General features: G+C 39.9%; 14 protein-coding genes. All 14 read right to left on the reverse strand.

Translation table 11 applies throughout. The features are described 5' to 3' along the window. Positions 1 to 161 precede the first annotated feature (161 nt). The 14 genes from COV43_00685 to COV43_00750 all read right to left on the reverse strand — a co-directional run bounded on the left by COV43_00685 (position 162) and on the right by COV43_00750 (position 14619). Positions 162 to 1235, reverse strand: coding sequence for an oxidoreductase (locus COV43_00685; protein ID PIR26750.1), 1074 nt, complete (start codon positions 1233 to 1235; stop codon positions 162 to 164). Positions 1236 to 1243: 8 nt separating this feature from the next. Next, positions 1244 to 2032 (reverse strand): methyltransferase, encoded by a 789-nt coding sequence (locus tag COV43_00690; protein PIR26751.1) that lies wholly within the window; start codon positions 2030 to 2032, stop codon positions 1244 to 1246. Positions 2033 to 2085: 53 nt separating this feature from the next. Further along, on the reverse strand, positions 2086 to 3258 hold the full coding sequence (locus COV43_00695) for a hypothetical protein (protein ID PIR26645.1): 1173 nt from the start codon (positions 3256 to 3258) through the stop codon (positions 2086 to 2088). Next, positions 3255 to 3956 (reverse strand): cytidylyltransferase, encoded by a 702-nt coding sequence (locus COV43_00700; protein PIR26646.1) that lies wholly within the window; start codon positions 3954 to 3956, stop codon positions 3255 to 3257. Before COV43_00700 ends, COV43_00695 begins: the two co-directional genes overlap by 4 nt. Next, entirely contained in the window at positions 3953 to 4600 is a 648-nt protein-coding gene (locus tag COV43_00705) for an imidazole glycerol phosphate synthase subunit HisH (protein PIR26647.1), read from the reverse strand. The genes COV43_00700 and COV43_00705 overlap by 4 nt, the downstream gene beginning before the upstream one ends. Then, a complete protein-coding gene (locus tag COV43_00710; GenBank protein PIR26648.1) occupies positions 4593 to 5357 on the reverse strand; it encodes an imidazole glycerol phosphate synthase subunit HisF in 765 nt (254 codons plus the stop codon). The genes COV43_00705 and COV43_00710 overlap by 8 nt, the downstream gene beginning before the upstream one ends. Positions 5358 to 5369: 12 nt before the next feature. Continuing rightward, entirely contained in the window at positions 5370 to 6530 is a 1161-nt protein-coding gene (locus tag COV43_00715; protein PIR26649.1) for an LPS biosynthesis protein PseA, read from the reverse strand. Positions 6531 to 6559: 29 nt separating this feature from the next. Beyond that, positions 6560 to 7639, reverse strand: a complete 1080-nt coding sequence (locus tag COV43_00720; GenBank protein PIR26650.1) for a nucleotidyl transferase — start codon at positions 7637 to 7639, stop codon at positions 6560 to 6562. 127 nt (positions 7640 to 7766) lie between these two features. Then, positions 7767 to 8933 (reverse strand): UDP-N-acetylglucosamine 2-epimerase (hydrolyzing), encoded by a 1167-nt coding sequence (gene neuC / locus COV43_00725; protein ID PIR26651.1) that lies wholly within the window; start codon positions 8931 to 8933, stop codon positions 7767 to 7769. Continuing rightward, positions 8933 to 9934: an N-acetylneuraminate synthase gene (gene neuB / locus COV43_00730; protein ID PIR26652.1), complete on the reverse strand. Its 1002-nt coding sequence runs from the start codon at positions 9932 to 9934 to the stop codon at positions 8933 to 8935. The genes neuC and neuB overlap by 1 nt, the downstream gene beginning before the upstream one ends. After that, the gene (locus COV43_00735) at positions 9931 to 10563 is read right to left on the reverse strand and encodes an acetyltransferase (GenBank protein PIR26653.1); all 633 of its coding nucleotides are present in this window, start codon (positions 10561 to 10563) and stop codon (positions 9931 to 9933) included. Before COV43_00735 ends, neuB begins: the two co-directional genes overlap by 4 nt. Then, positions 10560 to 11750 carry an aminotransferase DegT gene (locus COV43_00740; GenBank protein ID PIR26654.1) on the reverse strand — a complete coding sequence of 397 codons (1191 nt, stop codon included), beginning with the start codon at positions 11748 to 11750 and terminating at the stop codon, positions 10560 to 10562. The genes COV43_00735 and COV43_00740 overlap by 4 nt, the downstream gene beginning before the upstream one ends. Continuing rightward, positions 11747 to 12745, reverse strand: coding sequence for an NAD-dependent dehydratase (locus COV43_00745; protein PIR26655.1), 999 nt, complete (start codon positions 12743 to 12745; stop codon positions 11747 to 11749). Before COV43_00745 ends, COV43_00740 begins: the two co-directional genes overlap by 4 nt. Further along, positions 12742 to 14619, reverse strand: a complete 1878-nt coding sequence (locus COV43_00750; GenBank protein PIR26656.1) for a hypothetical protein — start codon at positions 14617 to 14619, stop codon at positions 12742 to 12744. Before COV43_00750 ends, COV43_00745 begins: the two co-directional genes overlap by 4 nt.

Below are 14619 nucleotides of genomic sequence, written 5' to 3' on the forward strand. Positions count from 1 at the left end.
CAAGCCTTGCTTCTTCAAGTTCAGCCTCAAGTGCATTGATTGAAGCTAAATCAATACTATCTAAAATCTTTTTTAAATAATTGAAATAGCCTTTCGCAAATTCGGCAATGTTTGTTGTTTCGGTAAAGAGAGAATCAATATTGTTCATGTTCATTTCCTTTTTATAAAAAATTTTTGTGTATTTCCGGGTTTGGGATATTAAATTTTTCCCGCCAAATAGGGTCTGCATGATAAATTTTAAAAACAAGCTGCATGGTACGCAAAGCATCCTCAGAACTTCCGCTTTGTATTGGCGCATCATTTAATATGCAATCAGCAAAAGCTGCAATTTCAATATCCCAAGAAGAATCTCGATTATAGCGAGTATGTTGTTCTTTAGGATCGCCCTGATCATTAGCTGGATCGGCATACACCACTGTCAATGTTTCAGCGCCATAACTTTTTGTGCCTGACAAAATTCCACCTAAAATCAAACTTCCTTTTTCAAGGTTAACATCGAAATGAAAACGATGTCTCCACTGAGTAGCTGAGGAGTTGAGCATCCCAACAACACCACTCTTTGTTCGCATCAATGCATATGCATTATCTTCTACATCATAATCCCAATAGCTATTAGAAATGAAACTATGTACCTCGGTAAAATCTCCACAAAAAAGTCGCATTAAGTCAACCATATGAATACCTTGATCCAACAACACTCCGCCGCCGGCAACCTCACGCTTAGTCCTCCAATCAGATTGATTGAAGGTAACAAGTTGAGCCTTTCCATATACTCCACGCACATTGATGACACGGCCAAGCTCTCCACTGTTTAAAACATTCATGGCATCTTGCACTGAGTCATGATAGCGATGGTTAAAACCATACATAAGCTTAAGTTTTGGATTTTTTCGCTCACAGGAAATAACTCTTACAATATCCTCAACGCTTCGACCTGGTGGCTTTTCGCAGAAAACATGCAAGCCCAACTCTAAAGCAGCTATTGTCACATCTGCCGCAATATCGTTTGTCATACAAACAATGAGAACATCAAGATCATTTTCTAGCAAACGTTGATAATCTTGATAATAGCGAACACCATCGGAAAACGTACCATCCTCGGCGAAAACTCTATCACACACAGCCACTAATTGCATATGGGGATGACGGTCAACACAATCTTTACGGCGCTTTCCCACGATACCAAAACCAGCAATACCAACTTTTAGTCTAACTCCTCTTTCAACACAATTCATCATTTCGCCTATCTTGCCCAAATTTGATTGTAAGTATGCTTTGCTGCTCCTGCAACCGAATCGAAATAATCGGCATGCCTTTTTTCTTTAAGGAAAAAGCCAGCTTTTTTCAGATATTCACCTGCATCATTAGCCTGAACAGTAAATTTGTCATTAATCTCAACCAAAACACCTTTAACTTTATAAAGAATGGGAAGACCTCCTTTAAGAATCAAATGTTCAATTCCATCAACATCCATTTTGATGTAGTCTGGCTGCGGAATGTTTAAAAGATTAACAGCATCAACAATGGAGAGACCTATTGTTGGAAACTCAAAAACTTTTTTTATCGCTTCTCCATCATGGCCATAGCCTTGACCAAATGTTGACATTGCGCCACCCCAATCCGTTGTTGTCATATTAAGCTTACTCGCGGACAATTCCTCAGAAAGAGGAAGCGGAACTATGGTCACCTTTTCTGTAACCTTATTGATAAAAATATTTCGAGCCAACAGTTCTAAGTTAAAAACTGAAGGCTCAAAGGCAAAGACTCGGCAATTTCGCGCCTTAGCAAGATAACAAGTATATAAACCAACATTTGCACCAATATCCCAAACAACTGAATCTTGAGGAATGGTATCCATCCATTCTAATGTTTCTGGTTCTTTTGTAGAAAAGGTGTCAGCGCGAAATTTATTCAGGGGATTTGGAGTAGAAAAAACAAAGTCGAGATCTTGAAATACCACTTTTTGGGTACGTGACATTGCATTGCTAATGATTTGATTTTGGATGTAAGCGCCAAGGAAAGTTTTTCCCATAAAGGCAACTGATGAATTAATAAGTCGCTTACAACCCGTTTTGATAATTGTTTTCAATTTACATTCTCCTCTATGTGATCAGCCACAATTTCCCAGAACGGAAGTTCGGGACTTCCATCTGTTTTGATGTATTTTTTTTTGTACTCTGCGTATTTTTCCAAATCAATATCTAATTCTTTTTTCCAATCTACATTATGTAGATCTCTTTCCACGTTAATTGCTGATTTACCAAACTCAGAAGCAAAAGCCACAATGGACTGACCTTCAAACGAAGCTGCTAACTCACCTGTAGTCAAAAAAATTAAAGGCTTCCCAAATAACACTGCCAACTGGATCGCTGTGCTATCATGACATACCACAAACTTACAATCTCTGAGCAACTCGGCAGTTCTTCCGTATTTAATTGGAATTCCTTCAAAGTAGTCTAACACTCCTGATTCATATGTTGATCGGGGATGTGCGGCAATGCAAAAATCTACTCCTAAATCGTTCGAAATTTTCCTAAGACAATCACATACTGCAGGAAAATATTTTTTAGGCGTAACACAAGAAGGTCTGCCCTCAAAAATAAAATCAGAATGAAAACAGTAATTTTGATCAATAAAAACAGCATAGCCTTCAATTGAAGTATCTTTCAGACTTTTCAGTTTTAGATAAATGTCATAGTCGAGGTTATGTGCTTTGAGAATGTTGTGTGCATTATGAACGGAGGGAACCGATTTTTCACCAGACACAACCATTAAACCTGGTCTCATAAACGGCGCCACCAATTTCCGAAAAAACAAATTCGCCATCCATTTGATGCTGTTGATAGTCCCAGTTGCAAACACCTTTTTCAATCTTGGGATTAGACTTTTTTTTTCACAAACAGGTTCGGGAATTGAACCTGTAGCACAAACCACTCTGGTAACACCCTTTTGTGTGAGAAGTATTTTCGTCCATAACAAACGATAATTTTCTCCTGTTAAATCAATAAAATATTTGAATTCTTTGGAAGAAAAAAGTCTTTGCTTTAGTTCTTTTTTCGATGCAACAGGAAAGTAGCCTGAAAATTTTTTAAGTTTTCGTCCTGATTGAATAAAATCTTGCCAAACACGAGGATGCACCCAAGGTGTAAAATCCCATATTTCAACATCCCACTTTTTATCAATCCATGTTTGAATTCCAAACCGACCATAATTTCGCTCATCCAGAGGTTGTTCCACCAAATAGACAATCTTTTTCATTTCGAACCAGCTTCATGCATAGAGAGAATTACTTCCACCATCTTCCAATCCCATTCTGTATCAATATCTATACACTCTTCCGGGTTGTTCATAATAAGTGGAAGCATATCATCAGCATAAAATGATTTTTTCTCACGTAAATCTTTTGGGCTCACAAGATAAAAAGCCCCATTCACTTCGTAAGCTGCTGGAAGATCTTGAGAACGCAGTTTCAATCCTCCATCATTGACGAATGCTTGTAATTTCTTGTTTTCAATATGAAAACACCACATTGGATGCGTTTTCGCAGGTGAAACTCCAATTACAGAACAAGCATCATGCGACGCAAAAGCTTCTATACCGCGCAATACTGTTTCCCTGCTTCTCAGAGGAGAAGTTGGCTGCAATAAAAGCACTCCATCAACTTTGCCCTTTTTACTTTCGTACCAATCGAGAGCATGAAGACAAACATCCACTGACGTAGAAGTATCTGTAGCCAACTCTAAAGGACGAAGCCATGGAACCATTGCGCCAGCAGAACGAGCAATATCAGCAATCTCAGGGGCATCAGTAGAAACAAGAATATCGCAAATACTTGAGATATCTTTTGCAACGTCTATGCTCCATGCAATTAAGGGTTTACCAGCTAGAGTACGAATATTTTTTCCAGGCAAGCGCTTTGATCCACCACGAGCAGTTATTAAGGCAAGAATGTTCATAATGTGAGAAACCTTCGTAATATCTTTAACCCTACTTCACCACTTTTTTCAGGATGAAATTGGCAGCCAATAATATTGTCCTTTGCTACAACGGCAGAAACTTTTACTCCGCCATAAACACAATCTGCCAAGCGGTGTTCTTGATGAAGTGGACTCGCCATGAACGAGTGCACAAAATAAAAAGCATCTCCAGGTGAAATTCCTTGCAGCAAAGTGCCATCCCAATTGCTTTTGGCAGCTGGGAGTACTAAATCATTCCATCCAATATGAGGAACTTTTTGTCTATTTCCATCTGAGCTTAACGTTGAAATGGGAACAACTTTTCCTGGAATGAGCCCCAAACCAGCTGTTTGACCAAACTCTTCACTTTCATCAAGCAACATCTGCATGCCTAAACAAATCCCCATAATCAAAGTGCCACGACTTGCAGCCTCTTTAATAACAAGGCTAAGCTCTCGACGCGCCAATTCTGCCATGGCATCACCAAAAGCACCAACTCCCGGCAACACAAGGCGAGGAACTGAAAGAATTTGCGCAGGATCTGAACTAACAATTACACTTGCACCACAATGTTCAAGTGCTCGTTTAACACTTAATAAGTTCCCCATGCCGTAATCGATGACAGTAAGTTCTTGTTTATTCATACCTTCTCACTTCTATATCAGCAGATAGAGCTACAGACCTAATGTCTCGCATACTTGCTCTTTTGTAATGAAGAATGTCAGCCATGGCCACAGCATCAGCATAACCTTCCTTTACCACAGCAATAAGATCACTTGCTTCTCCCATGCCACCCGAAGCAATCACCGGAACCGAAACTTCGCGCGTAACAGCTTGCATTAACGAAACATCAAAACCTTTACGCGTACCTTCTCGGTCAACTGAAGTAAGAAGCACTTCGCCGGCTCCAAGCGAAACGCCTTTTTTAATCCACTCAACAACATCCAAACCAGTTCGCTCGCGGCCATTGTCAGTATAGGCTTCCCATTTTTTTTCACCAACTAACTTTGCCTCAACCGAGAGCACCATACATTGGCTCCCAAATCGGCGACTAATTTCACTAATTAACGCAGGATTTGCAACAGCTGCAGTATTCACTGCAACTTTATCGGCACCGCAACGCAGAAGATGGGTGGCATCTTCAACACTGCGAACACCGCCACCAACGGTGATGGGAATAAAAACATTCTCTGCTGCACTCTTCACAATATCACTCAGATTATTTCTGCCATAAAGACTTGCCACACAATCCATATAGATCAACTCATCAGCACCTTGTTCGTAATAGCGCACAGCATGCTCATTGGGAGATCCAATAACGCGTAGACCTTCCAAGTGAATACCTTTAATTAAATTGGGCCCCTTAACATCGAGCCTAGCAATTAGACGGGCTTTTCTCATCGTTTTAGGGGGTTACTTCGATTCCCAAATGGGATGCTTTAAGTGCCACACACCATCTCTTTTTTCCCAAAGATGATTTGAGCGCCAACTATCTATAACTTCATAAAATTTGTCTTGAGTAATGGCACAATACTCCAAAAAATCGTTCAAGTATTTATTTGGGAACTCTCCATCGTATTTTTTTATAAGGGCAATACCTTCTTCACGTGTAATCTTACCATCTCTGATTTCATGCGCTGCATCAGATGTTGTTCTGCCAATGCCAAATTTTATGTAAGCAAGATAATAATGGTATCCATCGATGCAGTCATCAAGACTCGCGTACTTGGAATAAGTCCCCTCAGAACGTTCTGTATTTGGTATAAAACCCGTATTTTCTGTGCAATAATAAAAATTTTCTTGAGGATCCCAGAACTTATAATATCCAAAAAAGTGAATTTGAGTATTATTGTGCATAATTTCTTCATATGCTGGAGCCATAAATGGCTTTAAATCAGCCATTGATATTCCGTGTTCTGTCCAAAATTCTGGCGGCAAACCAGAAAAATAATGTTTATCGTGATCTTGAATATCTCGATCAGGACGGAATGCGTTCTTGGCATCTCCGCCATACTCAACTTCTCCATTTTCTCCATACATAATTAATGGCACCTTGTATTTAACTGCCATATGTAATGGAAAATTTGTTTGACCATAAATAAAAGGTTGAAAGGGATCTCCTAAGTAATTGAAGGCTAAATGAGTTAATTGGCGTGTAACCTTACCATTCGGCGTGCCAAGCACATTGTCAAAACCTGAAGCGATGAAAGCATCCAAATTTCGACGTCCGATATCAGTAGCCTTGAGCGGAGCCCAGGTCACCGTGAGTGGATTCATCCCATATTTGTATTTCAGTTGGTGGGCAACAAAACTTCCATCTTTTCCACCACTACATGGAACAATTACATCATACTCGCCGTTATTTTTTCTGTGCTTATCACATAATTCAAGAAGTTCAGCTTCGCGCTCTTTCCAATCAACCTTTTTCCGTTTGTATTCGGCAAAATTACATGCAGAACATACACCTTGTTCATCAAAAGTAATACGCGGCCGTTGATTTGAAATAGTGCATTTTTTACAAAATCTAACATTGGGAGGTAAATTATACTGTTCAACTACATTTCTTTTTTCCATTTTTTAAATCCTTATCATAGTTTTATTTTTTAACATTCATTCTCAAGAGGGAGTCTTTGTTGAGCCAAAGCCAAATCATCAACTCGCCCCACATCTAACCAAGGTTCGTGCATTGGATAAACTATGGTTCGTAGTTTTTGTTCGTGTAAGCGGGTAAAGAGTGTTGGCATATCGCAGTATTCATTTGCTTTCAACAACTCAAAAACGCTCGGTTCCAAGACATAAATTCCCGCATTAACATGAGTTCGAGCAATAGGCTTTTCTTCAAAGCCAACAATGTCTACTCCATTGGTAGCCACTACTCCAAAAGGATGTTTCCATTCGTGGATACGAACAGCCATTGTGGCCATAGCTTTATGGCGCGAATGAAAATCAAGCAGTTCACTGTAGCGAATATCTGCCAAAACATCTCCATTTGAGACCAAAATTGGTAGTTCGGGAATTTCCTTCATCAAACTAATAGCACCTGCAGTGCCCAAAGGGGAATCCTCTCGCAAATAGTCAATTTGCACATCCCAGCGACTGCCGTCACAAAAATAGTCTTCTATCATATGGCCAAGATAATGCGTCGCCAACACAAAGTGTTTAAACCCTTCTCTCTTGGCCCTCTCTATAATATGTTCAAGCATTGGTTTCCCGTTTATAGGTAACAATGGCTTGGGACAATTTTCCGTATGAGGACGTAAGCGAGTTCCTTTTCCTCCCGCCATAATAACCATGAGATTAGGCAGTGATCCAGAGATAATAAGTTCATCCCACAAATGCAGGCCAATAACACACCTGTTTTCATCAACTATAGGAAGCTGGTGAATTTTATTGGCTCTCATCAACTGTAAAACTGTATCACGACCTAATTGGGGATGTACCACAAAGGGATCTCGATAAATAATTGTCTCAATTGAACTGTTTAAACTTAAACCATTCAATAATCCACGACGAATATCTCCATCGGTGATAGTCCCAAGCAAATTTCCCTCTGGATTTACAACCAATGAAATTTGTAAAGATGACTCTTCTAAATTTCGAATAGTTTGCTGTAAAGTTGCATGTGCTGGAATTAAAGTTTTTTGCCAATGTTCTGTTGCGTTTACTTTTTTAACATCTGCCATAGCTTTTCTACACTTTCATTTGGAGCTGTTATTTGATTTTGGTAATTATGTTTAGCTCCTTCGGTTACTTTTTTATTCCTACATAACGACAATCAAGCTCCAGCATTTTCCTATAACTCTTAGCTTGCTAACACGACTGCAGGTTATAAAAAGATTTTTTCAGTAATGATTCAAGTGGATAATTCCGAATCACTTTCAAAATTTTTTCACTCGCTCCACCTTGACCATAGGGATTTTGAACCCCATCCAAATTGAGTTGAAAGTCAGATGAGTAAAGTTTATGTGCAGCATTTAATATTGATTGTCTCTCTGGAATACAATCAATCACACTCTCAGCTTTAAGCCTCCCCTTCTGCCGATCACCAATATTGATGGTTCCTTTTTTAAAACTTGGCATCTCGGCCAAACCACTTGAAGAATTTCCCACTACTCCATCAACGTGGTACATGCAGGAAAGATAGCGCAACTGACCCAAAGAAGTATAGGCTCGAGCATTGGCATGTGTTGCAACAAAATTTTCAATTTTATTAAAGATAACTTTATTTCCTGTGTCTGCGTTTGGCATTGAAAAAATGAGATGGGTATCTTCTAATATATCCAAGGCTGCAAGCAGTTCAGTCACTTGCTGTGCAGATGTCTCAACTTCTAAAGTAGCAGGATGGAAAGTGACCAGGAGATTTTTTGGTCCTAATTTAAAGTTTAGCGCCTCTTCTAGTGATGAGCGATCAAGTAATTTTATTTTATGAATACTATCAATTCCTAATCCACCAACAAGAAAAACTCGATCAGGTTGTTCGCCCAACTGAATCACTCGTTGACGATATTCTTCCGCAGCCACAAAATGCAGATGCGACATTTTCGTAATGGAATGTCGAAACGCTTCGTCAATGGCGCCTTCAGTGTTTTCTCCTCCGTGCAAATGCGCAACAGGAACTCTTGCCACCATGGCAGCAGTAACTGCAGAAAAAATTTCAAAGCGATCGCCCAACACCAAAAGCAAATCTGGCTGCAGCTTCTGCAAAGCTTCTCCAAAACCAATCATCCCTAAACCCATCGATTTAGCAATACCAGCCGGCGTATCTGAGTTTAGCGAAATATTGACCTTTTCATCAATAGTAAAACCATCTTGCTCAATCTCGCAGTAAGTTAAACCAAATTCTGGGGAGAGATGCATTCCTGTTGCAACAACTTGAAGGTGAAGATCTGGTGTTCTACGAATATCTTCCATTAGCCAGCGCAATAATCCATACTCAGCGCGAGTACCAGTAACAACACAAATTTTACGGCGTGTCATCATAGGCTAATCAACTCATCTGGCGCAAAGTCACGTTGTGCCTTACAGCCAATAACTTCATCCCAGCGCATCGGAGATATGCCTGTCCCTGGACGCTTCACCGCAAGCTTCTCTTCACAGAAGAGATCACCTGCACGAATGACGCACGCTGCAACAAGTGATTTTCTTGCAATATCTCTATTTTTAATTTCACTTGGACTTGGGCGTTTAACGCCATCACCCAAAGCCTTTTCGATATTGCGAATTGCAGCAACCATTGCCTTGAGTTCGTTAGGTTCCAAGCTTGCTTTGTGGTCGGGGCCAGGCAAGTTGCGATCAAGTGTAAAATGTTTTTCAATTGTCGTAGCACCTAAGGCTACTGCTGCAATTGCCACTTCAATTCCTAAAGTATGGTCAGAGTACCCAACAGCTACGCCAAAAGTTTCTCGCAAAGTTTTTATAGCACGCAAGTTAACATCCTCCATGGGAGTAGGATATTCAGTATTACAATGAAGAAGAGTAATTTGATTTCGCATAGTACCCGCCTGCTCCAAAACTTTGAACGCAGCACCAATTTCTTCAAGAGTTGCCATCCCCGTTGAGAGAATAACGGGTTTACCGAATCGACCAATATGGCGAAGATAAGGCAAGTTAGTAATTTCACCGGAAGGAATTTTGAAGAAAGTCGAACCAAGCTCCGCTAGCAAATTAATACTTTCAATATCGAAACCTGTCGAAGAAAATTGAATACCACGTGCCTTGCAATGGGAAATCAGTTCCTGATGCATATCAGCCGTCAACTCAAGTTTACGAAGCATCTCATATTGCGATTCTTGCGCATCAGTAGTTTTAGTTTGATAATCAGCCTTCTTTGCACATGCTGTCACAAGGCAGTCAGCCTTAAAGGTCTGGAATTTGACAAAGTCGGCACCCGCTTCAGCTGCAACGTCAATTAATTTGCGCGCAAGAGCTAAATCTCCATTATGATTTACCCCCGCTTCCGCTATAATAACCGTTTTCATAACGTTTTCCTAAAGGCCGGCAAAGAAGTATTTGGTTCGCAATTTACAAGCACGGATTGCCCCATGCCAATCACGCAATACGCACCAATTTTCAGCGATTGTCGCACACAAGCGCCACTTCCAATAAAAGTTCCATCACCAACATGTACATCTCCATTTATTTTAGATCCTGTTGAAATATGACAATGATTGCCAATTTTTACATCATGTTCAACCAAGGCCTGGTTGTTAATGATACAATTATCTCCTATTATTGCACCTGCATTCACCACAGCACCATGCATCACAATTGTACCTGCCCCTAATGTTGCATGAGGAGAAACATAAGCATGAGGTGATATTACAATCGGCATTTTAAAATTATTTTGTTCAAGTAATTGAAAAAGGTGAACGCGCAACTCTGGACTTTTGATCTGACCAACTGTCACTAAAGCGTGCTGATATTTTCCCAGCAAATCTTTTACATTTTTATCAGTACATAATACGGGATACCCTAATACACGACTGCCAACTTCTTGTTCTGAACCAAGCAAACCTGCTATTGAAAAGAGATTTGTTTGTTCAATAACATCAATGCAAGATTTAGCATGGCCTCCAGCTCCTAAAAGTAAAATTGAAACTTTGCTCATGTTTTTGGCTCCGTGACTAGATGTGCGCTGCTTGGTAAATTGATCAAGCGATTTGCCAATGATTCAGCTACAGGCAATTCCATTTTTGGGCATTCCCGATAGGGCGTTAAATGGTGCATTAAATTCCACACTGGGCGCGTCATAATTTTTTCATCATTTGTGGACGTTAAGATAGCATCGCGCTGCGCTGCAACAGATTTGTCAAGTAACATTGTCTGCAACCAATAATTACTACAACAACCAGCTGGTTCAGAAAATATTTTTAACTGAGGTATACCAGCAAATGCAGCTTGGTAGCGCTGAAAGAGCTGACGTTTCGCAGCTAATAAATCAGGTAGCTGTTCCAGCTGTGCACAACCAAGGGCAGCATTGATGTTTGGCATTCGATAATTATAACCCACTTCATCATGAATAAAATCCCAACGGTGCAATAACTTAGCTGTTGTAGTAAGATGTTTCGCACGACGGGCTAATGCTGAATCATTCGTGAGGATAGCTCCACCACCACCAGTTGTAATTGTTTTATTCCCATTAAAACTCAACGTTCCCATCAAACCAAAGGTCCCGGTGTGACGTCCGCAAACAGTACTCCCCAGCGATTCCGCTGCATCTTCTACTACAGTCAAATAAAAATCTCTAGCCACCGCTAAAATTCCTTCAATATCTACTGGATGACCAAAGGTGTGCATAGGAACTAGTGCGCGAATGACGCAACCAGTCCTACAGTTGACACATTGTTTTCCACGAAGCTCTGTATTCTTTCTAAGGTATTCGCGCAAAACATAAGGATCCACACCCAAAGTACGCTCATTACTTTCCACAAAATGCGGAGTCCCTCCGCTGTACACAACGGCATTAGCAGTGGCAACAAAAGTTAATGTGGGAATGAGCACTTCATCACCAGATTGTACACCTGCTAGCCGAAGAGCCACGTGCAAAGCGGCTGTGCCATTCATCACCGCAACTGCATGTTTAGCTCCAGTATAATGAGAAAGATCTGCTTCAAACCGATCAACAAATTCACCAACAGAAGAAACAAAAGTAGAATCCAAACACTGCTTGATATAAATCCATTCGTTTCCAGAAAATTTCGGTTCATGCAAAACCACAGGCTTTAAACCAACTACTGCCTGAATAGCATCAACTGTCCGACGAACAAGAGAAGATTGTGAAGAAGTATCGTTCATAAATTATAAATTTCCGGCTTATACATTGAAAGGCAAGTTGGGTTTCTAAACCAATCAGCTGTTTCTTTTAATCCTCTGCGAAAACCATCCGCTCCTGCATATTGGGGCTTCCAGTCAAGCAAATGATGAGCCTTCTCATTACTTGCCCACAATCGCTCCACTTCACTTTTTTCAGGACGCAAACGAATTTCATCTGTAACAATTTCGATTTCGGTTTCCATAACTTCCGCAATAGCACGCGCTGTATCACCAATTGAAATTTCAAAATTACTTCCAAGATTTATCACTTCTCCGATAGCACGTTCCGAACGAAGTGCCGCAATGAAACCTGCTACTGTATCGGTTACGTAATTAAAATCACGAGTTGGGCTTACAGCTCCAAGTTTAATTTTTTTTGCACCATTTGCAATTTGAGTGATAATGGTGGGAATCACAGCTCGTGCAGATTGCCGCGGACCATAAGTATTAAATGGGCGAACAATACTTACCGGAGTTTCAAAGGAAGTATAAAATGACATCGCAATTTGATCTGCGCCAATTTTACTTGCGGAATATGGTGATTGACCTTGTAAAGGATGGTCTTCAGTAATGGGAACAAATTGTGCGGTGCCATACACTTCACTTGTAGAAGTATGAATAACTTTAGCCACGTCTAAATCACGAGCTGCTTGCACAATATTCAAAGTGCCTTTTACATTTGTATCTATGTACGTATCAGGCGAATGATATGAATACGGAATAGCAATCAGAGCTGCCAAGTGCAGCACGGCTTCACAGCCTTTCATCGCTGAACGAACACCGTATGCATCACGGATGTCTCCGGAAAATATTTCAAATTTTCCTTTTACCTGTTCGCTACAATGATCCAACCAGCCCCAGGAATTGAAAGAGTTGTAAAGCACGAAAGCACGCACATCATATCCAGCACGCACCAGAGCTTCAACAAGATGAGAACCAATAAAACCATCAGCACCAGTAACTAGAATTTGTTTCAAGAATTTTCCTCCAAAATTGAATTAATATGAGTATGAATGCGTTCCCGCACCCTTCCATCTCCCAAATCACCAAAAACAACATTCTGCAAATGTTTATACTCCGACATTGTAACAGTATCCCCACTGAGAATTGACTTTGTCCGTTCTAAAAGCTCTTCGTAATTAAAACACATTACACGTGTCGGCTTATAGTCAAAAGCATCCGCCACCAAGCCTTGAGTATTATGACTATACTCATGAAATAAAACGGGAATACCCACAGACAGGCACTCATCACCTAATGAAGTGTGCTTGGCAAGTACCAAATCGGAATGAGCACAAAGATCATAGCTAAAAAAGTTTTTTTCATAATCCATCGAAATTTCCATATTTTTGGAAGACATAATTTCCTGAACAACTTCGGCAAACACAGGCAGAGAAACCCAATCGATCATCTTATAGCGAAGAACAATAAAAACATTAGAAATATCTTTAGAGAGCTGAATCAAATTTTCAAGAAAATGTCGATGTGCTTTCCAGTTGAGTAAAGGATCAGCTTGTGACGTATGCCAATCCATGTGAGTGTGAAAACCCAACGCTGTGATAATCTTGCAGCCTTGTGCAAGAGGTGCTCTCAAAATCTGTGGCGGAGAACATTCTTTTGCTTTAATAAGATTATCAGACTTATATTGCCCAACCGAAAGACAATCCTTTACGTGATATGATGAAGATTTTTTTATTTTCTCAGCCATATACTCGCTTCCACAAAGATAGGTGTCAAGAATGGAACCAAGTGATTTATAAAAACCTGCCATAAAACGTTCTTGCACTGCCACCGTTTTAATTTTTTTAGCTTCGAAGGCGAGAAGCAAAGATTTTGGACACAGAATTTCATAATCAATCAGTGCCAATTTTAAACTAGAATAAACTTCCAGCTTTTTTGAATATGCCTTAAAAACAGCATAAAATCGAGACAACAACAACAAACCGATAAGCTGCGAAAAGCTTCGAACAGAAACAATACCTCGACTTATTGCAAACAAAACATGAGGAAAGCCTGTTTGAAATAATTGGCGTTCGCTCCCTAAACAAACCCACTTTGTCTTTTCAGATGGCGATGGAAAGTTACTATAATCAAAATGAAGCAAATTATCCGAATGCAACTCTGAATCAATTTCATCTGAATAAAAAAGAGTCTTTTGGAAGAGATTTCCATAATCAACCCCTTTGTGAGTTACAAAAACTACTCGCGAAGATGAGGTGTTAGATAAATCTGCACTTGATATTGTTATGTCAGTTTTTGAATCATTTTTATGTTTAAAGAATTGTAAACATCTTCGAAAAAAACCAACTGTCCTACTCACACTTTTAAAAAGTGGATTCATCGGAATTGTAAATAATGTAACATTCGATGCCAAACCAAACGTCAGCAATCCTTTGACATCAAAGTTAATCAACACATGCTTTCGAGCAGGATATGCATCAGCCCAACAATTAACCCTATCTATTAAGGATGCCTGTCCCGAAATTATCGACTGAACCACCATGAAAAGCTTGCTGACAATATCGGTGTTCTTTGGATAAAGATTTTTAAATGTATTCAAAAGTTTAGGGGAAACAAATTGATTTGTCTTCTTTTGGAGTTTGTTTTGGGCATCAATAATGCACCTAAGAATTTCTTTCATGTGAGAAAGTGATTCTAAGGGTAAAGGTACAATTCCCACCTTACGTAATCTATCAACTCTCAGCGCTTCAAGTTCGGGGCCTTGTCCACTTCCAGATAAACTGATGTAGAAAACATTGCAGCCAAACTTTTTGAGCAGCCTCGCTATGAAATCGGAAAAAGGAGGTAACGAAGCAAAAATAATATCCGATTTTTTTTCTACAGTTTTCAT

It is taken from the genome of Deltaproteobacteria bacterium CG11_big_fil_rev_8_21_14_0_20_42_23, from assembly GCA_002796345.1.
Taxonomy (GTDB): Bacteria; UBA10199; UBA10199; order 2-02-FULL-44-16; family 2-02-FULL-44-16; genus 1-14-0-20-42-23.